This is a genomic window from Streptomyces violaceorubidus, from assembly GCF_000717995.1.
GTDB classification, from domain to species: domain Bacteria; phylum Actinomycetota; class Actinomycetes; order Streptomycetales; family Streptomycetaceae; genus Streptomyces; species Streptomyces violaceorubidus.
In genome coordinates, this window is the sequence record NZ_JODM01000017.1 from 72,260 (window position 1) to 94,021 (window position 21,762).

Genomic DNA, 21,762 nt, shown 5'->3' on the forward strand with positions numbered 1-21,762 from the left:
GGGCCCGGGGCCGTATATTCGGCCCGGAGCCCACCAGACCCGGAGCCCACCAGGACGGGAGCGGTCGTGGAGATCCTTGCCTTCGGCGTCCAGGCCGACGAGAAACCCCTGATCGAGCGGGCCTTCGGCATCCACGAGGACGTCCGCTGCCTGGACGTCTTCCTCAACGCGGACACCGCCCCCATCGCGGCCGGCCACGAGATCGTCTCCACGTCCGTCAACGCCGACCTCGGCGCGGACGTCCTGGAGATCCTCGCGGCCGGCGGCACCCGGATGGTGGCCCAGCGCTCCACCGGCTTCAACAACGTCGACCTGGACACGGCCGAGCGGCTCGGCATGACCGTGGCCCGGGTGTCGTCCTACTCGCCGTACTCGGTCGCCGAGTTCGCCTGGACCCTCGCCATGGCCGTCAACCGGCGGATCGTGCGCGCCTCCATCCGCACCCGCGACTTCGACTTCCGCCTCGACGGCCTGATGGGCCGGGACCTGCACGGCCGCACCGCCGGTGTCCTCGGCACCGGGAAGATCGGCGAGGCCTTCGCCCGGATCGCCCACGGCTTCGGCATGCGGCTGCTCGGCTGGGACGTCGCCGAGAACCCGGCCTGCGCGGAACTGGGCATGCGCTACGTCCCCAAGGACGAGCTGCTCGCCCGCTCCGACCTGATCACCCTGCACGTCCCGTTGATGCCCGAGACCCGGCACCTGATCGACGCCGCCGCGCTCAAGGCGATGCGCGACGACGCCGTCCTGATCAACTCCAGCCGGGGCGGCCTCATCGACACCGCGGCCCTCGTCGGCGAGCTGCGCGCGGGCCGCTTCGCGGGCGTGGGCCTCGACGTGTACGAGGCGGAGGCGGGCCTGTTCTTCCTCGACAAGTCCCTGGAGGCCGTCGAGGACGACACCCTGGCCCGCCTCGTCACCTTCCCGAACGTCCTGGTCACCTCGCACCAGGCGTACTACACCGAGGAGGCCGTCGGCCAGATCGTCGACGCGACGGTGCGCAACGTCCTCGACTACCGGGAGGGCCGCCGTTCGGAGAACGTGCTGGTGCCGCGCAGCTGACCGGCCAGCTCCCGCACGATCGCCGTGCCGTTCAGCGTCAGCACCGACTCGGGGTGGAACTGGACGCCGGCGAAACCCGGCCCGCGCAGCGCGTGCACCTCGCCGCCCGCCGAACGGCTCACCTCGACGCCGTGCGCGGCCAGCTCCCCGGCCGCCTCGTCGTCGCAGCGGGCGGTGAAGCTGTTGTAGAAGCCGACCGTCTCAGGCCGCCCGAACAGGTCGATCTCCGTCTGCGCCCCCTGGTGGGGCACCTCCTTGCGGACGATGCCGAGCCCCAGCTCCGCCGCGATCAGCTCGTGCCCGAGGCAGACGCCGAGGACGCCGTGCCGGTTCGCCCCGAGTACCTCGGCGGTCAGGGACCGCAGGAAGCGCATCTTCGGGTCGGCCGGGTCGCAGGGATCACCGGGGCCCGGCCCCAGCACCACCGGGCCGCCCTCGTGCCCGAGCACCGCCTCGCGCAGCCCCGGCCCGTCGTAGCGCCGGATGCTCACCGCGAGCCCCGAGGAGCGCAGCAGGTGCGCGAGCATCGCCGTGAAGGTGTCCTCCGCGTCGACGACCAGGGCGTGCCCGGTGAGCACCGCCGACGGCTCCTGCATCCGCAGCCAGAACGGGGCCAGCGCGGCGCGCCGCCCGTCCAGCGCGGCCCGCACCCGGGGGTCGTCCGCCAGCCGGGGCCGCCCCGCCTCCGCACGCGGCCGGGACGGGCGTACGCCCAGCGCCGCCAGCACCCCGGCCGCCTTGGCGTGGGTCTCCGCGACCTCGCCCGCCGGGTCCGAGCCCCGCACCAGCGTGGCGCCGACCGGCACCCGCAGCCGCCCGTCGGCGTCGATGTCGGCGGTGCGGATCAGGATGGGGGAGTCGAGGGACTGCGGACCGGCCGGCCGTCCCGGGCCGTCCCCCGGGTCCCGCCCGAGCAGCGCCAGCGCGCCCGCGTAGTAGCCCCGCCCGCCGGTCTCGTGCCGCTCGATCACCCGGCAGGCGTTCTGCACCGGCGAGCCGGTGACCGTCGCCGCGAACATGGTCTCCCGCAGCACCTCCCGCGCGTCCAGGGAGGACTTCCCGCGCAGCTCGTACTCGGTGTGCGCGAGGTGCGCCATCTCCTTCAGCCGCGGCCCGACGACCACCCCGCCCATGTCGCCGACGGTGCACATCATCTTCAGTTCCTCGTCGACCACCATCGACAGCTCCTCGATCTCCTTGCCGTCGGCGAGGAAGTCGAGCAGGTGCTCGGGCGTCGGCCCCTCGGCGGGGTAGCGGTACGTGCCGCTGATCGGGTTCATGACGACCGTGCCGCCGGACATCCGCACGTGCACCTCGGGACTCGCCCCGACCAGCGTCCGGTCCCCGGTGTGCACCACGAACGTCCAGTACGCGCCCCGCTCGCCCTCCAGGAGCCGCCGGAACAGCGCCAGCGCGTCGGCCCGCCCGAACCCGGGGACCCGGCCCCCGTACGTCCGCCGGATCACGAAGTTGGCGCCCTCGCCCCGCCCGATCTCCTCGTCGAGGACCCGCCCGACGATCCGCGCGTACTCCTCGTCGCCGACGTCGAAGCCGCCGCCCTCGACCCGCACCTCGTGCGCGGGCAGCCGGTCCAGCGCCTCGGCGAGCGGGATGGCGTGCCGCTCCTCGGGGGTGAGCATCAGCAGCGGTGTGCCGTCGTCGCGGACGTCGAAGCCGCGCTCGCGGATCTGCCGGAAGGGGACGAGCACCAGCCCCTCGTCGGGCAGGTCGGCGAGCCGGTCGTACGCCGTGACCGGGCCGAGCAGCAGTTCCACCAGGTCGTGGTCGTGGCCGGGGGTCCGGCGGCGGAGCAGGGCGAAGGGGCGGGGGTCGGTCGGCAAGCCGTCGAGCGGTGTCATGGGTCCGGGTCCTTCTCGTTCGTCGGAGAGGAACGGTCCCGGTCGCGAAAACACCGAAGGCCGCCCCTCGGGCGGCCTTCGCGAAGTCTTGCGTCACGCGCAGTCAGTGGGCCGCCGGATGAGCGGTCCACCACCAGTTCTGGATCGAGTGCGCGAACATGCCGTCGACCCTAGCGCATCCGCGCCGGGGCCGACGGCATGCCACCTCAGATGATCATGCCGTACGTGTTCCAGCCGCCGCCGACCCTGACGCGGGCCTTGAACGGCGTCGTGGCGCTGCCGATGCCCTGGTAGAACCAGAGCACGCCGTCCTTGTCGCGGGCGATCAGGTCCGGCACTCCGTCGCGGTTCAGGTCGCTCGGCCCGTTCAGCACGTTGTAGACGGACCAGCCGCCGCCGACCCGGGTGCGGGCCTCGAAGGGCGACGCGGCGTTGCCGGTGCCCTTGTAGAGCCACAGGACGCCGCTCTTGTCGCGGGCGATCAGGTCGGCCCTGCCGTCACCCGAGAGGTCGCCGGTGTCGGTCAGCGCGTTGTAGACGGACCAGCCGCCGCCGATCCTGGACTTGGCCGCGAAGGGCGCGGAGGGGGTGCCGGTGCCCTGGTAGAGCCAGAGCACGCCGCTCTTGTCGCGGGCGATCAGGTCGGCCCTGCCGTCACCCGTGAGGTCCCGGGCGCCGGTGATCGTGTCGTAGACGGACCAGCCGCCGCCGACCCGGGTGCGGGCCGCGAGGGGCTCGGTGAGGTCGCCGCTGCCCTTGTAGTACCAGAGCACGCCGCTCTTGTCGCGGGCCACCACGTCGCCGGTGCCGTCGGCGCGCAGCGCCGTCATCGTCGTCACCGTGTCGTAGGTGTTCCAGCCGCCGCCGACGCGGAAGCGGCTGTAGAACGGGGAGGACGCGCTGCCGGTGCCCTGGTACTGCCACAGCACGCCCGACGCGTCCCGACCGAGGATGTCGTACCGGTCGGTGCCCGCGTCGGGTGCGGTGCTCTTGGCCAGCTGCACGTCGGCCGTGCGGACGTAACCGATGCGGTGGTTGAAGTGGATCGGGTAGTACGTGGTGCTGCCCACGACCACCGTGCGCGAGCCGGTGCCCGAACCGTCCATGTTGCCGCTGTTGTAGTACGAGCCCTTCAGGGCACCACCGGCCAGCGCGTACTTCTGCCCGGCGAGCACGCCGTACTTGGTCAGCGACTCGTTGTTCTTGCTCTGGACCGGGACTCCGGTGCCCGTGTACGCGCTGTCCTCGGGGTAGGCGCGCCCGTACACCGGGATCGAGCTGGACCCCGCCTTGGGCACGACCACGTCCGGCGTGCCGACGGCGGCGGCGAACTGGCCGCCGCGGTTGGAGAACCAGGCCTTCTTGCCGCCGTACCAGATGGCCGTCCAGTCCTGCCGTGCCTCGGCGACCACGAACTCGCCGCCGGCCAGGACCTTGTTGCCCCAGTTCCAGCCCTCGGACCAGGTCTGGCTGCCCAGGTACGGGTCGGTGAGGGTGGCCGAGGAGGTGGACGGCGAGGAGTACAGGTAGGTGAAGTTCGCCGGCTGCGCGGGGACCGCGGAGCCGCTGTTGGTGATCTTCGGCTGGTTGGCCGTGGTGAACGGCGGGACGACGCGGATCACCTGGCCGGCCTTGTACGGGCCGCCCGGGCCCTCGGCGCCGGTGGGGGCGCCCAGCAGGCCCATGTAGTGGTTCCAGTCCCAGAACGGGCCCGGGTCCCAGTGCTGGGACTTCACGTTGCCGTCCAGGACGCCCGGGACCTCGTCGTGGCCGAGGATGTGCTCACGGTCCAGCGGGATGTCGTACTTGCCGGCCAGGTACTTCACCAGCGCGGCCGAGGACTCGTACTGCGGCTCGGTGTACCAGCTGCCGTCCTTGATCGCGTAGCCCTCGTGCTCGATGCCGATCGAGTGCATGTTGAGGGTCTTGTTCGCCGCGTGCCACGCCTCGTTCTTGTTCTCGACCATCTGGGTGACCAGACCGTCGGAGGCGCGGATCAGGTAGTGGGCGCTGGCGTACGACAGGGAGTTCTGGAAGACGGCCAGGGCGCTGCTGTAGCTGCCCTCGGTGTCGTGGATCACGATCGAGGTGATCTCGTGCCCGGCCGCGGGGCGGCTCGCGACGTTGTAGTTGCCCCAGTCGTCGATGGCGCCGTTCTGCTTGTAGGCGGCGGGACGGAAGTCGCAGTTCAGGCCGGACGGGCACTCGGGAGCCGGGGTGGCGGAGGCCGCGGCCAGCTCCAGGTCCGTCGTCCTCTTCGGCCGCACCGCCGGGTCGGCCGGCAGGCTGAGCGACTGGCCGTCGGCGGTGACGCGCTGCTCACCGGTCTTGATCGACTCGAACACGCGCCGCGCGAAGAGCTGCGCGCCCTTGGTGTCCGGGGCCTGGCTGGCGCGGGCCACCGCCGGGTACCAGGCGCCGGCGTCCTCGGGCAGCGAACCGGTGGCGTCCTTCTGGTACTTGGCCAGCAGTGCGGCGCCCGCCCGGATGCTCTCGCCGGTGTCGCTGCGCACCTCCTGGGCCGACGCGTCGATCAGGCCGGCCGCCTGGTCCAGGGTGTGCAGCCGCGGGTCGTCGGTGTCGACGGGCTTCTCGTCGAGGCTCTTGAGCGCCTTGTCGGCGTCGAAGTGCTTCTCGACGACCGGGTCGCCGCTGCGGTTCATGTGCTCGAGCCGGTGCTCGCGCTCCTCGGCGGCGCCGTCGTTCTCCAGGCTGTCCGCGTCGACGTCCGTGAGACCCATGACGTTGTAGGCGCCGGTGGTGCTCGGCAGCCCGTCGTGGTCCTCCCAGCGCGTCTGCCGGTACGAGACCGCCATCAGTACGCTCTGCGGGACGTCGAACTCCTCGGCGGCCTGCTCGAACTCGCTCTGCAGCCGGTCCCCCGGGGCCGCGGCGGCCTGCGCCGGGTCCGAGCCCAGCAGGCCCGGCGAGGCCAGGGCCAGGCCGCCGGCCGTGACGGCGACGGCCACCGCCGAGGCGACGCCGTAGACGAGCAGTCTCTTCTTCTTGCGGTCTCTGCGGTGATCCGCGCTCAAAACCCCACCCCGGTGTGCACTCGATAGGAATATGTCCGTGAGTCGTCCGTGATCCGAACTCAGGAGGCGCGTGAGGTTACCAACAGGCTCGCGGCGGCCCGTACCGGGGGCCCGTCTCACGGACTGGGCGTGGTAATGGACGCTTCGGTCGACCGCGTACTGTGGGGCGCGTGACCGTGAACGCTGATTCCCGAAGCGTCGCCGCTCAGGCGACATGGCGAAGCCTGCCCGCGGCGCAGCAGCCCGAGTACCCGGATGCCGAGGCTCTGCGCGATGTGATCGCCGAGCTCGAATCGTATCCGCCGCTCGTGTTCGCCGGAGAGTGCGACCAGCTGCGTGCTCGCATGGCCGCGGTCGCCCGCGGAGAGGCGTTCGTCCTCCAGGGCGGCGACTGCGCCGAGTCCTTCGACGCGGTGTCCGCCGAGCACATCAGGGCCAAGCTCAAGACGCTCCTCCAGATGGGCGCCGTCCTCACCTACGCCGCCTCCGTGCCCGTGGTGAAGGTCGGCCGGATCGCCGGCCAGTACTCCAAGCCGCGCTCCAAGCCCACCGAGACCCGCGACGGCGTGACGCTGCCGACCTACCGCGGCGACTCCGTCAACGGCTTCGACTTCACCGAGGCGGCCCGGATCCCGGACCCCGAGCGGCTCAAGCGCATGTACCACGCCTCGGCGTCCACGCTGAACCTGGTGCGCGCCTTCACCACCGGCGGCTACGCCGACCTCAGGCAGGTGCACGCCTGGAACCAGGACTTCGTGAAGTCCTCCCCCTCCGGCCAGCGCTACGAGCAGCTCGCCCGGGAGATCGACAACGCGCTGAACTTCATGCGGGCCTGCGGGACGGACCCGGCCGAGTTCCAGACCGTCGAGTTCTTCTCCTCGCACGAGGCGCTGCTGCTCGACTACGAGTCGGCCCTCACCCGCGTCGACTCGCGCACCGGGCAGCTGTACGACGTCTCCGGGCACATGGTGTGGATCGGTGAGCGCACCCGGCAGCTGGACCACGCGCACATCGAGTTCGCCTCGCGGATCCGCAACCCGATCGGCATCAAGCTCGGCCCGTCCACCACGGCCGAGGAGGCGTTGCAGTACATCGAGCGCCTGGACCCGGAGCGCGAGCCCGGCCGGCTGAGCTTCATCGTCCGGATGGGCGCGGACAAGATCCGCGACAAGCTCCCCGAGCTGGTGGAGAAGGTCACCGCGTCCGGCGCCACCGTCGCCTGGATCACCGACCCGATGCACGGCAACACCTACGAGGCGGCCTCCGGTCACAAGACCCGCCGCTTCGACGACGTGCTCGACGAGGTCAAGGGCTTCTTCGAGGTGCACAAGTCGCTCGGCACCCACCCGGGCGGCATCCACGTCGAGCTGACCGGCGACGACGTCACCGAGTGCGTGGGCGGCGGCGACGAGATCTTCGTCGACGACCTGCACCAGCGCTACGAGACGGCCTGCGACCCGCGGCTGAACCGCAGCCAGTCGCTCGACCTGGCGTTCCTGGTGGCGGAGATGTACCGGGACCAGTGACGGTTCGCCCCTCGCGGGGCGGGTGAAATGGGGCGCGGGTCACACGGGATCCGCGCCCCTTGCACTTTTGCCGGCCTGGCGCGATGGGTAAGGTTAGGTTTGCCTCACCGATCAGTCGGGCCCTCCGGTCGTCGGTACGGCACGACCTTGTACCCCGCCCGGGAGGTGAACCGCGTGTTCGTCTGCAGCTGCTTCGGTGTCACCGAGGAACAGGTGAGGAGCCACGCGGAGGCCGGTGCGTGCACGCCCCGGCAGATCGCCTCCGCCTGCAAGGCGGGCACCGACTGCGGTGGCTGCGTACGTCGCATCCAGGCCCTGCTCGGGCGCGGCGCCTGCCCCCGCCGGCAGCTGGCCGACCAGGGTGCCCCGGTCCTCTCGGAGCTCCCCGAGGCGGCCTGAGGCCTCCCGGGCCCTACTAGAGCGCCCCCGGCCCCGACGGGTCCGGCTGGGTCTGCTCGATGACCGTCGACAGGTAGAGCGACTCGCCCAGCTTCTCGATCAGGTCGAGCTGGGTCTCCAGGTAGTCGATGTGGTGCTCCTCGTCGGCCAGGATCGCCTCGAAGACGTTGGCCGACGTGATGTCGTGCTTGGCCCGCATCACCTCGATGCCCCGGCGCAGCCGGTCGATCGCCTCCAGCTCGATCTCCCGGTCGGCCTGGAACATCTCGGTCACGCTCTGGCCGACCCGCACGTGGAAGAGCCGCTGGTAGTTCGGCAGGCCGTCCAGGAGCAGGATGCGGTCGGTGAGCACCTCGGCGTGGCGCATCTCGTCGAAGGACTCCGCGCGCGTGTACTTCGCGAGCTTGGTCCAGCCCTTGTGGTCCTGCAGCTTCGCGTGCAGGAAGTACTGGTTGATCGCCGTGAGCTCGGCGGTCAGCTGCTCATTGAGGAACTCGATGACTTCCGGGTCGCCCTGCATCGCTTGAGGCTCCTTCGAACGGGAACAGGCGTGTTGGGCGGCATGATTGCACCGGCGTCGAAGATCGTCCAGTAAGTGTTGACTTAGTAAGTAAGTACAGACTTAGTCACCTTCATGGTGATTGATGCCGTTTGCCCGAATGTAAGTGAGGTGGGTCGGGGGCATCGGTCCGGGTCTGTCAGGATGGAGGCATGGGTCAGCCGGTGGAAGACGGATCGGGAGAAGACGGTTCTGAAGGAGCCTCGCGGTTCGAGCTCCCCCCCGGGCAGCGGCTGCAACGCGGCTGGCCCGTCACGCACTACGGACCCGTCCCCAAGTTCCGCCCCGAGCGCTGGGAGTTCCGGGTCTTCGGCGCCACCGCCGACGGCGGGAAGCACGGCTGGACCCACGACGAGTTCACCGCCCTGCCCTACACCACGGTCGTCGCCGACCTGCACTGCGTCACGAAGTTCAGCATGCTCGGCGCCGAGTGGGGCGGCGTCCCGGCCGCCACGATCCTTCGGCTCGCCCCGCCCGCGCCCGAGGTCACCCATGTGATGGTGTGGGCCGAGTACGGCTTCAGCTCCAACCTCCGGCTGTCCGACTTCGCCGCCGCGCGCACCCTCTTCGCCACCCACAAGGACGGCGAGCTGCTCACCGCCGAGCACGGCTTCCCGCTGCGGCTGGTCGTCCCGCACCTGTACGCCTGGAAGGGCCCGAAGTGGGTGCGCGGCATCGAGTACATGACCGCCGACCGGCGCGGCTTCTGGGAGGAGCGCGGCTACCACAACATCGGCGACCCGTGGCGGGAGCAGCGCTACTCCTACCAGGAGGAGCCCGGGGAGGGCCCCGAGCCGTGACCCCCGGGGGCCGCTCGGGGGTCAGCCGTCGCGCAGCCTCTTCAGCCGTGCCACGTCCGCCGCGTGCCCCTCCTTGCCGCCCGGCGTCTCGATGACCAGCGGCACGCCCTCGGTCGCCGGGTGGGTCATCAGCGCGCGGAACGGGTCCTCGCCGATGTGACCGGCGCCGATGTTCTCGTGCCGGTCCTTGTGCGCCCCGGCCACGTCCTTGGAGTCGTTGGCGTGGATCAGCTTCAGCCGGCCCTCCCCGACGGTGTCCACCAGCAGGTCGAGGGTCTGGTGCATGCCGGACGGCCCGGTCAGGTCGTGGCCGGCCGCGAAGATGTGGCACGTGTCCAGGCACACGCCCAGCTTCGGGTGGGCGTCCAGCGCCTCGAAGTACGGCCCGAAGTCCCAGGTCCGCGAGCACAGGGAGGCACCCTGGCCCGCCGTCGACTCCAGCAGCAGGTACGGGTCGTCGTCGTGGGTCAGCTCGTCCAGCAGCGGCAGCAGCTGATCGCGCACCTGCTTCAGCGCCACCGACCTCTCCCGCCCGCCGGTCGCGCTCCCGGTGTGCACGACGACGCCGAGCGCCCCGATGGCCCGCCCGCGCCGCAGCGAGTGCCGCAGCGACCGGACCGACCGCTCCACCGTCGCCTCGGTGTGCGAGCCGAAGTTGATCAGGTACGGCGCGTGCACGTACGCCGGGACCGATCCGGCCGCGCAGGCCTCCCGGAAGGCCTCGTCCTGCTTCGGGTTGCCGGCCGGGGTGGCCCAGCCGCGCGGATTGGCGACGAAGACCTGCACGGTCTCCGCCTTGAGCTCACGGGCGTAGGACAGGCCGACGGAGTGCAGCCCGCCGGCCACGGGGACGTGGCCGCCGACGGGGTTGCGCGGCAGGGGGGAGGGGGATGCGGTGCTCATGTCCGCACCAAGGATGCCAGGACGTGTGGGCGGACCCCGGATCAGGGTACGACTGCACCGGCGCACCGGCGCTGCCGAGCCTGGGGAGGGTCACCTGGGGGACGCCGTGAGCTTCGCGCTGCCGGACGGCGGCCGGGTCCTGGTCGAACCGGTCGACGAGGACGTCTACGGACTCGAGGAGATCTCGGTCAACGGCAGCACGGTCGTCCGGCGGGCCCAGGAGGGCCTCGGCGGGCCCGGAGCACTTCCCCGGGCAGCGTGCGCGCCCCGGCGGTCCGCAGCCGGTCCGGCAGGTCGGCGGCGACGGACGGCCCGTCCTGCTCGTCGTGCGCCCAGACCAGGGCCGGCACCCCCGCGTCCAGGGCCGCGTCGAACTCGGCGTCGGGGGCGCGCCTGCGGGGCACCCGCGGCGGGAACCCGAGCACCAGGGCCAGCGGTCCGTCGTCCGCGTACAGGGCGGAGAACAGGGCCTCGTAGGACGACCGGGTGCACCACCCCCAAACGCACCTCCGTGCCGCTCGGGGTCGTGATCGGCAGGCCGTCTACCGGCCGCCCCAGCAGCTCGCGGGGCAGGACGAACTCCGCGAACAGGTCGGGGGAGTCGATGGCCTTCTCCCGGCGCATCCGGATGATCTCGTCCACCACGAGCCGCTCCAGCCGCCCCAGCCGCATGGCCTCGGTGTACTGCTGCACGGCCTCCCGCGGGGCGCCCTCGTGCTGCCGGAAGACGTCGAGCAGGTAGTGCCGGCTCGGCGACGCCGGAGTGATCCGGAAGGTGGCGTACGTCCACCGGGTGCCGGCCCCGCCGGGACGCACCCGGCGCTCCAGCAGCGGGCCGGGGTCGACCGCGGGGGTGCAGTGCCCCGCCCGCCCGCGCACCCAGCGGGCCAGTTCCTGTCCGCGGGGCCCGGGGACCCGCCGGGACAGCGCGGCGACGAAGGTCAGCAGCGGCGGCACCGGCCGGCCCGCCTGGGCGATGTGCCGCAGGTCGTGCACGATGCCGAGGATGTACTCGGGGGAGCCCTGCCAGGGGCGGCGCACCGGCCCGAGCGCGTCGTCGCGCAGCGCCACCGGACCGGGCATCGCGAGCCGTCCGTCGAGCAGCAGCCGGTAGAGGTCGTCCATGGCCTCGTCGTCGAAGGGGCCGTCGTCCGGGTCCGGCGGCCCCGGCCCGGGCGGCGGCGCGGGGCGGTCGCCGGACAGCGCCAGCGCCGCCCGTAACGGGGGCCAGTCGCGGGCCAGCCGCTCCAGCGGGATCATCCAGGTCACGCCCGCCTCGGGCGACTTGTCGCGCAGCACGGCGAGCCCGGCGACGCGGGAGGTCACGGCGTCCCGGACGCCGCAGCCGCTGTAGCCGCGGGCCACCCGGTGTCCGGTGTCCGGTGCGTCGTTCAGCTGGATCAGCGCCGACTCCGGGCCGCCCCGCCCGGCCATCAGGCAGTCCGCCCACACCCCGTGCAGCTGGCCCTGCGGATAGCCGTAGACCTGCATGGGCCGCTTGGCGGCGTAGTCGCCGGTGGGCAGATGGGCGTGCGAGGTGGGGAACCGGCCGCCCGCCTGCCCCAGGTCGCCGTGCAGGGTGAGCACCGAGACGTCCTCGTGGTGGCTCCCGCCCGTGTAGTGGTGCCCGCCGCCCGGGGAACCGGTGAGCTTCAGACCGCTGCTGAGGGTCACCGTCACGGTGGCGTGCGGGTCGTCCTCCAGACGTCCGCCCATGGCCGAGGTCACGACGTGGGCGCAGGTCAGCACATAGCGGGGCGGGACGATGACCCCGCCGCCGACCGGGTTCCCGGCCGGGCCGAGGATGCTCACCCGCCAGTCGTCGGTGACGGCCGTCCGTACGACCGGTTCCGCCGCCAAGGCGTCCTCCCCCGTCCGCCACCGCAGGCCCCGACCGTCTGCGGAGCCGCCATAGTAGCGGTCCCCGCCGGGGGAAGCAGAGGGGACAACAACCCTTTGCGTGCGGCCGGTTGACCAGGTGTTCGGCCTGTTCGGCCGCCGGGTCAGCGGATGGTGACGGTGATGGTCGAGCCCTCGGGAGCCGTGTCCCCGCCGTCCACGGACTGCTTCTTGACGGTGTCGCCGAACAGCCCGAGCAGACCGCGGTCCTCGTCCACCTCGAAGCCCGCGTCCTCCAGCTTCCGCTTGGCGTCGTCCACACTGTCCCCGACCACGTCCGGGACCTCGATCATCCGGGGGCCCTTGGACACCGTGAGCGTCACCGTGTCCCCGTCGGCCACCCGGCCGCCCGGCTCCGGCGTCTGCCGGGCCACCTGGCCGCTGTCGTACTCCGAGTTCACCCGCTCGTCGGCGACCTTCACCTTCAGGCCGGCCCCCTCCAACTCGGCCCGCGCGTCGTCCAGGGCGTCGCCGGTGACGTCCGGGACGTCGATCGGGCTGCCCTTGCTGACGACCAGGGCGACCGCCGAGCCCGCCCGCACCGTGGTGCCCGACCGGGGCCTGGTGGAGATCACGAAGCCCTTGGCCACCTCGTCGCTGAACTCCCGGGTCACCATGCCCGGCTCCAGCCCCTCGTCCTCCAGCAGCGTCCGGGCCTTGTCCAGCCTGTAGCCCGACACGTCCGGCAGCTTCACGGTGTCGGGACCGTCGGAGACCGTGAGGGACACCGAGTCGTTCTTCCGGATGCGGTCGCCCACCCCGGGATCGGTGCTGATGACCTTGCCGCGCTCCACGGTGTCGCTGTAGGCGTGCCGCACCTTGCCGACGTCGAGGCCGGCGTCGTCCAGCCGGTCCCGGGCCTCGGCCTCGGTCTTGGACAGCAGCGGCGGCACCTTGGTGAACTGGCCGGAATTGATGTACCAGACGCCCGTGCCGACCCCGAGCACCAGCAGGACGGCCACGACGATCGTCAGCGGCCTGCGGCGCAGCCGGAGCCTCCGGGACGGGGCCGCGGACGGCGGGGGAGCGGCGAGCCGGCTGGTGCGGTTGACCCCGTCCGAAGCGAAGCGGCCCTCCGCTGCCACGGCCTCGTCGTCCTCGTTGACGGGCAGCGGCCGGGGCATGGTCAGGGCGCGGGGGATCACGCTCGTGCGGTCCTCGGCGTTGTCGTGCTCCCCGGCGAGCGCCTGCGGCGGCACGGCGTCCAGCTGTGCCGCGCTCAGCGCCTCACGCGCCTCGCGGGCCCGCGCGAGCAGTGCCACGGCGTCGTGCGGCCGGATCTCCGGGTTGCGCGCGGTGGCCGCGGCGACCAGCTCGTCCAGCTCGTACGCCATCTCCGGCACGGAGGCCGACGGCGGCGGCACGTCCTCGTGGAGGTGCTTGTAGAGCACCGCCGCGGGGGAGTCCCCGTCGTGCGGCTTGGCGCCGGTCAGCATCTCGAAGAGCACGACACCGCACGCGTACACGTCGACCCGGGGGTCGGCGGTGCCCTGCTCGATCTGCTCGGGCGCCAGGTAGGAGACGGTGCCGAGGACGGCACCGGTGGTGCTGGTGACGGTGTCGACCGCGCGGACCAGACCGAAGTCGGCGACCTTGACCCGGCCGTCGTCGCCTATCAGCACGTTCTCCGGCTTCATGTCCCGGTGCACGAACCCCGCCCGGTGCGCGGCACCGAGCGCGGCGAGGACCGGCTCCAGGATGTCCAGCGCGGCCCGCGGCCTGAGCGCCCCGCGCTCGCGCAGCACGTCCCGCAGGGTGCAGCCCGCGATGTACTCCATCGCCAGGTAGACGTACGCCCCCTCGGCACCCTGGTCGAAGACCTGCACGACATTGGGGTGGTCGAGCCGGGCCACCGACTTGGCCTCGCGGATGAACCGCTCGACGAAGGTGGCGTCGGTCGCGAGCGTCGGGTGCATCACCTTCAGCGCGAGCACGCGGTCCAGGCGGGTGTCCACGGCCCGGTAGACCGTGGCCATCCCGCCGACCGCGATCCGCGCCTCGACGCGGTACCGGCCGTCGAGCACCTGCCCGACGAGAGGGTCCTGAAGGGTCGTGTCCACGCAGGTGAGTCTACGAGCCACCACGGACACCCCGCGTCGCCGACCGGAATCGGGGCGGTACCGCAGCGCGTCTGTGACGAACCGCACCAGCTGCGGGCAGTCGTGCCGCTGGCGCGGCACGGGTGGGCGACGGGGGTACCTCCCAGGCCGTTCAGGCACTGGGGAAGGCACCTCGCATCGCCGGGCTGCGTACCCACCCGCGCTCAGCCTCGGCGCCGGCCCGCTAGAAAGCCGGCCGCTGCGCACCCACCCGCGCTCAGCCTCGGCGCCGGCCCGCTAGAAAGCCGGCCGCTCCGGATCCAGCACCGCCATGCCCTCCGCGGGAGACGACGCCTCGGCGAAGTGCCGCCGCGGAATCCGCCCGGCCCGCCGGGCCAACCGCCCCGCCTCCACCCCCGCCCGCATGGCGGAAGCCATCAGCACCGGCTCCTGCGCCCGCGTCACCGCCGAGGCGAGCATCACACCCGCACAGCCCAGCTCCATCGCCAGTGCCGCGTCCGACGCCGTACCGGCCCCCGCGTCCAGGATCACCGGCACGCGCGCGTGCTCCACGATCAGCTGGAAGTTGTGCGGGTTGCGGATGCCGAGCCCGGACCCGATCGGCGAGCCCAGCGGCATGATCGCCGCGCACCCGACGTCCTCCAGCTTCCGGGCGAGCACCGGGTCGTCGTTGGTGTACGGCAGCACGGTGAACCCGTCGTCGACCAGCGTCTCCGCCGCGTCCAGCAGCTCGACCGGGTCCGGCAGCAGCGTGCGCTCGTCGGCGATGACCTCCAGCTTGACCAGGTCCGTGCCGAGCGCCTCGCGCGCGAGCCGGGCGGTGAGCACCGCCTCCCCGGCGGTGAAGCAGCCGGCCGTGTTCGGCAGCACCCGGATCCCGAGCCGCTCCAGCACGGACAGCACGGACCCGTGGACCGAGGCGTCCACCCGCCGCATCGCGACGGTCGTCAGCTCCGTGCCGGAGGCCACCAGCGCGCGCTCCAGCACGTCCAGGCTGGGCGCTCCGCCCGTACCCATGATCAGCCGGGACGCGTACGACGCGCCGCCGAGGACGAAGGGATCGTCCGCCATGCTTCAGCCTCCTTGGACGGCGGTGAGGACCTCGACGCGGTCGCCCTCGGCCAGCGCGGTGGCGGACCACCGCGCGCGCGGGACGACGGTCTCGTTCAGAGCGGCGGCCACCCCGGACGGGGACCGGGTGAGCGTGCCCACCAGGGCGTCCAGGGCGGTGCCGGGAGCCACCTCGCGCGGCTCGCCGTTGACGGAGATGTTCATGCGGGCTGCTCCGAGAGTGCGGCGGCGGCGCCGAAGCGCCGGGGACTGAAGGGGCGGGCCTGACGCGGCAGCTCCCCGCCGGTCAGGACGTCCGCCATGACGTCGCCGGTGACGGGGGTGAGCAGGACGCCGTTGCGGTAGTGACCGGTGGCCAGCAGCAGGCCGTCCAGCGTGGTCGGCCCGAGCAGCGGGGCGTTGTCCGGGGAGCCGGGACGCAGACCCGCGCGGGTCTCCGTCAGGGGCAGCTCCGTGATGCCGGGGACCAGCTCGTGCGCGTCGCGCAGCAACTCGTAGACGCCGCCCGCGGTGACCGTCGTGTCCCAGCCCAGCTCCTCGCTGGTGGCGCCGACGACCAGCTCGCCGCTCTCCCGGGGCACCAGGTAGACGTGGTTGCCGCGCACCACGGCGCGCACGGTCCGGTTCAGCAGCGGACCCGGCGTCGGCGGCATGGTCAGCCGCAGCACCTGCCCCTTCACCGGCCGCACCGGCGGCAGCACGGCCTCCGGCACGCCCGCGAGCCGCCCGCTCAGGCTGCCCCCGGCCAGCACCACCTGCCCGGCCTCCAGCACGGTGCCGTCGGCGGTGACGACACCCGTGGCCCGGTCCCCGCGCCCGACGGCGAGCCGCTCGGCCCACACCCGGTGGAAGACCACGCCCGCGTGTCCGCACGCGGCCACCAGCGCGCGGGCGAGGCGGCGGGGGTCGATCTGGTGGTCGCCGTCCACCCGGAGCCCCCCGCGCACGCCCGGCGCGAGCATCGGCTCCAGACGTCGGCACTCGCGCCCCGACAGCCACTCAGACTCCAGGCCGGAACGCTGCTGGAGCGCGTGCAGCTCACGCAGGTGGGCGCGGTCGTCGGCGTCCAGCGCGACGGCGAGCGTGCCGCAGCGGCGGTAACCGAGGTCGTGGCCGGTCAGCTCGGTCAGCTCCGCGGCGAACCCCGGGTAGCGGCGGGCCGAGGCGAGGTTCAGCGCGAGCAGCGTCTCCTCGCCGTAGTGCAGCTCCGTGACGGCGGCCAGCATCCCGGCCGCCACCTGGGCCGCCCCGCCGCCCGGCTCGGGGTCCACGAGGGCGGTGAGCAGCCCGCGCTGCGCGGCCCGCCAGGCGGTGACGAGCCCGACGATCCCGCCGCCGACGACGAGGACGTCGGGTACGGGAGACGAACGAGGCGTGTGCGGTGGAGACGACATGGGCGTCCAGCCCCTCCCTTCGCCGGCATGACCCGGATCAGGTTCGTACGGTCGGAGGCCGCCAGCCTCCCTCTCAGCCCGGTGCGTCCGGGCTCCCGCGAGTGCCTTACGTTGGCCACCCTAGCCCGCAGCCCACAGCACGTGTAAGGGAGCCTCCACCGTGGCCCGTTCACTCGACGGTCTCGTCCTCGCCCCCGTCGCCGACCAGGCGCCCGGCCAGGTGGGCACCCGTACCCGGTTCACCTACCACGAGCAGGACGGCGCCGTGTGGGCCGAGTACGCGGGGGGCGACGTCGTCCGCGGGCACCTGGTGGGCACCCGGGAGGGCGACCGCCTCGACTTCCGGTACGTGCAGCTCAAGACCGACGGCAGCACGTCCTCGGGGCACTGCGTGTCCACCGTCGTCGAACTGCCGGACGGCCGCGTGCGACTGGACGAGAGCTGGGAGTGGGAGTCGCAGCCGGGCAGCGGGACCAGCGTGGTGGAACAGATCACCGCACAAGGGCACGGGCACTGACCGGCGCGTCGGCAGGTGTCTATGGTGATCGGGTGAGCGAGCAGACGCGGGAACGGGAACGGGGAGCGGCGGCGGACGCGGAGCGGCGCGCGGTCGTCGTGGGCGCCGGGATGGCGGGCGTGCAGACCGCGGTCGCCCTGCGGGAGCGGGGCTTCACCGGCCCGGTGACCCTGATCGGCGCCGAGCCGCACCAACCGTACGACCGCCCCCCGCTGTCCAAGGCCGTCCTGCTCGGCACCGCCGAGGGCTCCGCCTTCGACGTCGACTTCGAGGCGCTCGGCATCACCCTGCGGCTGGGCTGCGAGGCGCTGGGCGTCCGTCCCGGCGAGCACGTCCTGGACACCTCCGAGGGGCCCGTGCCGTACGACGCCCTGGTCCTGGCGACCGGCGCCGAACCGGTCCGGCTCCCGGGCGGCGAGGGCGTGCCGGGAGTGCACCTGCTGCGCACCCTGGACGACGCCGAACGGCTGCGGCCGGTGCTCGCCCGGCAGCACGACGTCGTGGTGGTCGGCGCGGGCTGGATCGGCGCCGAGTTCGCCACCGCCGCGCGCGAGGCGGGCTGCGCGGTGACCGTGGTGGAGGCCGCCGACCGGCCGCTGGCCGACGTCCTGCCCGCCGAGGTCGCCGCGCCCATGACCGCCTGGTACGCCGACGCGGGCGCCGCACTGCGCACCCGCGCGCGCGTGGAGGGCGTCGAGCCGGGCGGTCCCGGTGAGCCGGGCCGGGTCGTCCTCGACGACGGCACCCGGCTGCCCGCGGGCGCGGTCGTCGTCGGCATCGGCGCCCGCCCCGCCACCGGCTGGCTGGCCGGCTCCGGCATCGCCCTCGGCGCCCACGGCGAGGTCCTGGCCGACGACCGCCTGCGCACCTCCGCACCGGACGTCCACGCGGTCGGCGACTGCGCCTCCTTCCCCTCCGCCCGCTACGGAGAGCGGCTGCTGGTGCACCACTGGGACAACGCGCTCCAGGGCCCGCGCACGGTCGCCGCCGACATCGTCGGCGCCCCGGCCGGTGAGGCCCCGGCGGCCTACGACCCGGTGCCGTACTTCTGGTCCGAGCAGTTCGGCCGCTTCGTCCAGTACGCCGGCCACCACGCGTCCGCCGACACCACCGTGTGGCGCGGCGACCCGGCGGGTCCGGCGTGGACGGTCTGCTGGCTGCGCGGGGGCCGCCTGGTCGCCCTGCTGGCGGTGGGCCGCCCCCGCGACCTGGCGCAGGGCAGACGCCTGATCGAGACGGGGACGAGGATGGACCCGGATCTGCTGGCCGACCCGGCGAAGCCGCTGAAGGCGGCGACGGCGGCCACGGCGTAGTCGGGTTTCCGACTGTCAGTGCCAGGTGGCAGGCTGGGGGCGTGACCGAGATTGACGCAAAGACCGATGCTCTCGTGCCCGCCTGGCTCACCGTTCCCGACATCGCCGAGAAGCTCGGTGTCGAGGTGACCCGGGTACGCCAGCTGATCAAGGAAGGCCAGCTCATCGCCGTACGCCGCGGTGAGAACCGCGCCCTGCACATCCCCGCGGCCTTCATCGACGAGGACAAGGTCGTCAAGGGCCTGGTCGGGACCCTGACGCTGCTGCGGGACGACGGCTTCACGGCCGAGGAGATGCTGGAGTGGCTCTTCACGCCCGACCCGAGCCTGCCCGGCACCCCCGCCCAGGCCCTGACGGAGAATCGCGGTACGGAGGTGAAGCGCCGCGCCCAGGCGCTGGCCGTCTGACCGGCGCCTCGCCGATCGCCACACCGCCCGGCGTGCGGGACACACACGCCGGGCGCCCGTGCCCGTACGCCACCAGCGCGCGGCCCGTCGTGGGTCCGCGCCATCCGACCCGGGGGACACCCGCATGCCCGACACCGCCGCGACCACCGCCCGCGCCCGGCTCGCCGACGCCCGGCTCTACCTGTGCACGGACGCCCGGCGGGACCAGGGCGACCTGCCCGCGTTCCTGGACGCCGTGCTCGCCGGCGGCGTCGACATCGTGCAGCTGCGGGACAAGGGGATGGAGGCGGCCGAGGAGCTGGAGCATCTGGAGGTCTTCGCCGACGCCTGCGCCCGCCACGGCAAGCTCCTCGCCGTCAACGACCGCGCGGACGTCGCCCACGCCGCCCGCGCCGACGTGCTGCACCTGGGCCAGGGCGACCTGCCGGTGCCCGCGGCCCGGGCGATCCTCGGCGACGACGTCCTGGTCGGCCGCTCCACGCACGCCGGGTCCGAGGCCGCCGCGGCCGCCGCCCAGGAGGGCGTGGACTACTTCTGCACCGGCCCGTGCTGGCCGACCCCCACCAAGCCCGGCCGCCACGCCCCCGGCCTCGACCTGGTGCGCCACACGGCGGCGCTGGGCACCGACCGCCCCTGGTTCGCCATCGGCGGCATCGACCTCGGCAACCTCGACCAGGTGCTGGACGCTGGCGCCCGGCGTGTGGTCGTCGTCCGCGCGATCACCGCCGCCGACGACCCGGGCGCGGCGGCGGCCGAGTTCGCGAAGCGGCTGCGGCAGGCGGCCCCGGCCCCGGCGTAACCGCACACCGTCGCGGGGCGCCGTCGCGGAGAACCGTCCTCGGCCGGCGGATGTCCAAAGGATGGACAACAACTCGACAATGTGGACAAATATCCCGCATCCGGTTGGGTGACCGCCGCCCCCTGGCTAACCTGCCCTTATGGCCCTCGGAACCGCAAGCACGAGGACTGATCGCGCCCGCACGGTGCGTGACATCCTCGCCACCGGCAAGACGACGTACTCGTTCGAGTTCTCGGCGCCGAAGACGCCCAAGGGCGAGAGGAACCTGTGGAGCGCGCTGCGGCGGGTCGAGGCGGTGGCGCCGGACTTCGTCTCCGTGACCTACGGCGCCGGCGGCTCCACGCGCGCGGGCACGGTGCGCGAGACCCAGCAGATCGTCGCCGACACCACGCTGACCCCGGTGGCCCACCTCACCGCCGTCGACCACTCCGTCGCCGAGCTGCGCAACATCATCGGCCAGTACGCCGACGCCGGGATCCGCAACATGCTGGCCGTGCGGGGCGACCCGCCCGGCGACCCGGGCGCCGACTGGATCGCGCACCCCGAGGGCCTGACGTACGCGGCCGAACTGGTCAGGCTCATCAAGGAGTCGGGCGACTTCTGCGTCGGCGTCGCCGCCTTCCCGGAGATGCACCCGCGCTCCGCCGACTGGGACACGGACGTCGCGCACTTCGTCGACAAGTGCCGGGCCGGCGCCGACTACGCCATCACCCAGATGTTCTTCCAGCCCGAGTCCTACCTCCGGCTGCGCGACCGGGTCGCCGCGGCCGGCTGCGAGACCCCGGTCATTCCCGAGGTCATGCCGGTGACCAGTGTGAAGATGCTGGAGAGGTTGCCGAAGCTCAGCAATGCCTCGTTCCCGCCGGAGCTGAAAGAGCGGATCCTCACAGCCAAGGACGATCCGGCGGCTGTACGCTCGATCGGCATCGAGTTCGCCACGGAGTTCTGCGCGCGGCTGCTGGCCGAGGGTGTGCCCGGTCTGCACTTCATCACGCTCAACAACTCCACGGCGACTCTGGAAATCTACGAGAACCTGGGCCTGCACCACCCACCGCGGGCCTAGATTGGCCGCACGTATTTGCGACACACTGCGTAACGGCCACTGGGAGAGGGGCGTACATGGGCTGGACGGTCCTCTACATCGCGTTCGGCGTCGTCGCGCTGTGGCTGCTCGGCGAGGTGCTGCTGCAGTACAAGGCGCGGCTGCGCTGGCGGCTGCTCGCCTTCGGCGGCTTCGTCGGCGTCGTCGCCGGCGTGCTCATGTCGAACGTGCTCGTCATCGGTCTCGGCGCCGCGGCCTTCGCGGTCGGCCAGACCTACGTCACCCTGTCGTTCCGTCGCGGCTTCGAGGCCGGCTGGGCGGTCAACGCCCCGGCGAGCCTGGTCGGCAAGCGCGGACGTCCCGAACGGGGCCGCCGGGAACCGACGTTGGAGGTCTCCGGGCTCGAACCCGCCGAGGGCGACCGGGACCCCGTGGACGGCTACGACGAGCGTTCCCCGGCACCCGCCCCGGGTCAGGACGCCCCGCCGTACGGGTCCGGCGACTACGACCGCGACGACGTCTTCACCCCGGCCCGCCCCGCCGATCCCGCGGCGGAGACCACCGCCGTCTACGAACCGCAGCCCATGCCGGACGACACCGGCTCGTACGGCGTGTACGCCGACGCCGGGTACGGCACCGGCCAGCAGCAGGCGGCCACCGCACCGGGCGCCGACCAGGCCTACGCCTACGACTACTCCGGCTACAACCAGCAGCAGGACTACGGCTACGACACCGGCGCCCAGCAGCAGTACGCCGCCTACTCCGACCCGTACATCGGCACCCACACCTACGGCGGCGGGGCGTACGACACCGGCGGCTACGACACCACCGGTGCGCAGAACTACGGTCAACAGGCCTACGGGCAGGACCAGTACGCCACCGGAGCGCCCGGCGCGCCCGGCGGCTACGGCGGCGAGACCCCGGCCGGCGGTGTGTGGGTGCCGCAGCAGCGCAGCACCGACGAGCCCTACGGCGGCGAACTCCCGCCCGAGCAGCAGCCGTACCCCTACCAGGGGGACGGCCATACGCAGGGCCAGGGCCAGGGCTACGACGAGCAGTACCGCTACTGAGGGTCCCGTCCGCTGGCGCGGGTCCGGTCCGCCGACGGGGGCTGCGG

20 protein-coding genes and 1 riboswitch are annotated in these 21,762 nt (G+C 72.9%); of the genes, 10 read left to right on the forward strand and 10 right to left on the reverse strand.

The features are described 5' to 3' along the window. The first annotated feature begins 66 nt into the window (after window positions 1–66). Complete coding sequence (locus tag IE94_RS0120590; RefSeq protein WP_030186437.1) at window positions 67–1,062, forward strand: 2-hydroxyacid dehydrogenase; 996 nt, start codon at window positions 67–69, stop codon at window positions 1,060–1,062. On the opposite strand, the gene IE94_RS0120595 is transcribed toward IE94_RS0120590, so the two are convergent. From IE94_RS0120595 to IE94_RS0120600, 3 genes are all read right to left on the reverse strand, one after another. After that, window positions 1,014–2,921: an anthranilate synthase family protein gene (locus tag IE94_RS0120595; protein WP_030186440.1), complete on the reverse strand. Its 1,908-nt coding sequence runs from the start codon at window positions 2,919–2,921 to the stop codon at window positions 1,014–1,016. The genes IE94_RS0120590 and IE94_RS0120595 overlap by 49 nt on opposite strands. A gap of 103 nt (window positions 2,922–3,024) precedes the next feature. After that, the gene (locus IE94_RS41905; RefSeq protein ID WP_076973970.1) at window positions 3,025–3,081 is read right to left on the reverse strand and encodes a trp operon leader peptide; all 57 of its coding nucleotides are present in this window, start codon (window positions 3,079–3,081) and stop codon (window positions 3,025–3,027) included. Between the two features lie 46 nt (window positions 3,082–3,127). Then, a complete protein-coding gene (locus IE94_RS0120600; RefSeq protein ID WP_030186442.1) occupies window positions 3,128–5,956 on the reverse strand; it encodes an N-acetylmuramoyl-L-alanine amidase in 2,829 nt (942 codons plus the stop codon). A gap of 170 nt (window positions 5,957–6,126) precedes the next feature. On the opposite strand from IE94_RS0120600, the gene IE94_RS0120605 reads away from it, so the two are divergent. After that, window positions 6,127–7,482 (forward strand): class II 3-deoxy-7-phosphoheptulonate synthase, encoded by a 1,356-nt coding sequence (locus IE94_RS0120605; protein WP_030186445.1) that lies wholly within the window; start codon window positions 6,127–6,129, stop codon window positions 7,480–7,482. A gap of 165 nt (window positions 7,483–7,647) precedes the next feature. After that, window positions 7,648–7,881 (forward strand): (2Fe-2S)-binding protein, encoded by a 234-nt coding sequence (locus IE94_RS0120610; protein WP_063829724.1) that lies wholly within the window; start codon window positions 7,648–7,650, stop codon window positions 7,879–7,881. 16 nt (window positions 7,882–7,897) lie between these two features. On the opposite strand, the gene bfr is transcribed toward IE94_RS0120610, so the two are convergent. Then, window positions 7,898–8,401, reverse strand: a complete 504-nt coding sequence (gene bfr, locus IE94_RS0120615) for a bacterioferritin (protein WP_030186447.1) — start codon at window positions 8,399–8,401, stop codon at window positions 7,898–7,900. 191 nt (window positions 8,402–8,592) lie between these two features. Between bfr and IE94_RS0120620 the strand changes: the two genes are divergently transcribed. Next, window positions 8,593–9,240, forward strand: a complete 648-nt coding sequence (locus tag IE94_RS0120620; RefSeq protein ID WP_030186448.1) for a sulfite oxidase-like oxidoreductase — start codon at window positions 8,593–8,595, stop codon at window positions 9,238–9,240. Window positions 9,241–9,261: 21 nt separating this feature from the next. On the opposite strand, the gene IE94_RS0120625 is transcribed toward IE94_RS0120620, so the two are convergent. From IE94_RS0120625 to thiO, 6 genes are all read right to left on the reverse strand, one after another. Then, window positions 9,262–10,143, reverse strand: a complete 882-nt coding sequence (locus IE94_RS0120625; protein ID WP_030186449.1) for a deoxyribonuclease IV — start codon at window positions 10,141–10,143, stop codon at window positions 9,262–9,264. Between the two features lie 165 nt (window positions 10,144–10,308). Beyond that, complete coding sequence (locus IE94_RS37225) at window positions 10,309–12,003, reverse strand: VMAP-C domain-containing protein (protein WP_030186452.1); 1,695 nt, start codon at window positions 12,001–12,003, stop codon at window positions 10,309–10,311. A 143-nt stretch (window positions 12,004–12,146) separates the two neighbouring features. After that, on the reverse strand, window positions 12,147–14,102 hold the full coding sequence (pknB, locus tag IE94_RS0120635) for a Stk1 family PASTA domain-containing Ser/Thr kinase (protein WP_030186454.1): 1,956 nt from the start codon (window positions 14,100–14,102) through the stop codon (window positions 12,147–12,149). Between the two features lie 276 nt (window positions 14,103–14,378). Then, window positions 14,379–15,173 carry a thiazole synthase gene (locus tag IE94_RS0120640; RefSeq protein ID WP_030186456.1) on the reverse strand — a complete coding sequence of 265 codons (795 nt, stop codon included), beginning with the start codon at window positions 15,171–15,173 and terminating at the stop codon, window positions 14,379–14,381. Between the two features lie 3 nt (window positions 15,174–15,176). Next, window positions 15,177–15,377, reverse strand: coding sequence for a sulfur carrier protein ThiS (thiS, locus tag IE94_RS0120645; RefSeq protein ID WP_030186459.1), 201 nt, complete (start codon window positions 15,375–15,377; stop codon window positions 15,177–15,179). Further along, window positions 15,374–16,567 (reverse strand): glycine oxidase ThiO, encoded by a 1,194-nt coding sequence (gene thiO, locus IE94_RS0120650; RefSeq protein WP_030186460.1) that lies wholly within the window; start codon window positions 16,565–16,567, stop codon window positions 15,374–15,376. Before thiO ends, thiS begins: the two co-directional genes overlap by 4 nt. After that, a riboswitch (TPP riboswitch) is annotated at window positions 16,565–16,676 on the reverse strand. It overlaps the preceding gene by 3 nt. Window positions 16,677–16,727: 51 nt before the next feature. On the opposite strand from thiO, the gene IE94_RS0120655 reads away from it, so the two are divergent. The 6 genes from IE94_RS0120655 to IE94_RS0120680 all read left to right on the forward strand — a co-directional run bounded on the left by IE94_RS0120655 (window position 16,728) and on the right by IE94_RS0120680 (window position 21,715). Next, window positions 16,728–17,084 carry an avidin-fold protein gene (locus IE94_RS0120655; RefSeq protein WP_030186462.1) on the forward strand — a complete coding sequence of 119 codons (357 nt, stop codon included), beginning with the start codon at window positions 16,728–16,730 and terminating at the stop codon, window positions 17,082–17,084. Between the two features lie 32 nt (window positions 17,085–17,116). After that, window positions 17,117–18,397, forward strand: coding sequence for an NAD(P)/FAD-dependent oxidoreductase (locus tag IE94_RS0120660; RefSeq protein ID WP_030186464.1), 1,281 nt, complete (start codon window positions 17,117–17,119; stop codon window positions 18,395–18,397). A 41-nt stretch (window positions 18,398–18,438) separates the two neighbouring features. Then, entirely contained in the window at window positions 18,439–18,804 is a 366-nt protein-coding gene (locus IE94_RS0120665; protein ID WP_030186465.1) for an Rv2175c family DNA-binding protein, read from the forward strand. 124 nt (window positions 18,805–18,928) lie between these two features. Then, window positions 18,929–19,603 carry a thiamine phosphate synthase gene (thiE, locus tag IE94_RS0120670; RefSeq protein ID WP_030186466.1) on the forward strand — a complete coding sequence of 225 codons (675 nt, stop codon included), beginning with the start codon at window positions 18,929–18,931 and terminating at the stop codon, window positions 19,601–19,603. A gap of 139 nt (window positions 19,604–19,742) precedes the next feature. Further along, window positions 19,743–20,666 carry a methylenetetrahydrofolate reductase [NAD(P)H] gene (gene metF / locus IE94_RS0120675; RefSeq protein WP_051777564.1) on the forward strand — a complete coding sequence of 308 codons (924 nt, stop codon included), beginning with the start codon at window positions 19,743–19,745 and terminating at the stop codon, window positions 20,664–20,666. Window positions 20,667–20,722: 56 nt separating this feature from the next. Beyond that, entirely contained in the window at window positions 20,723–21,715 is a 993-nt protein-coding gene (locus tag IE94_RS0120680) for an SCO2102 family sporulation regulator (protein ID WP_030186470.1), read from the forward strand. Window positions 21,716–21,762: the final 47 nt, after the last annotated feature.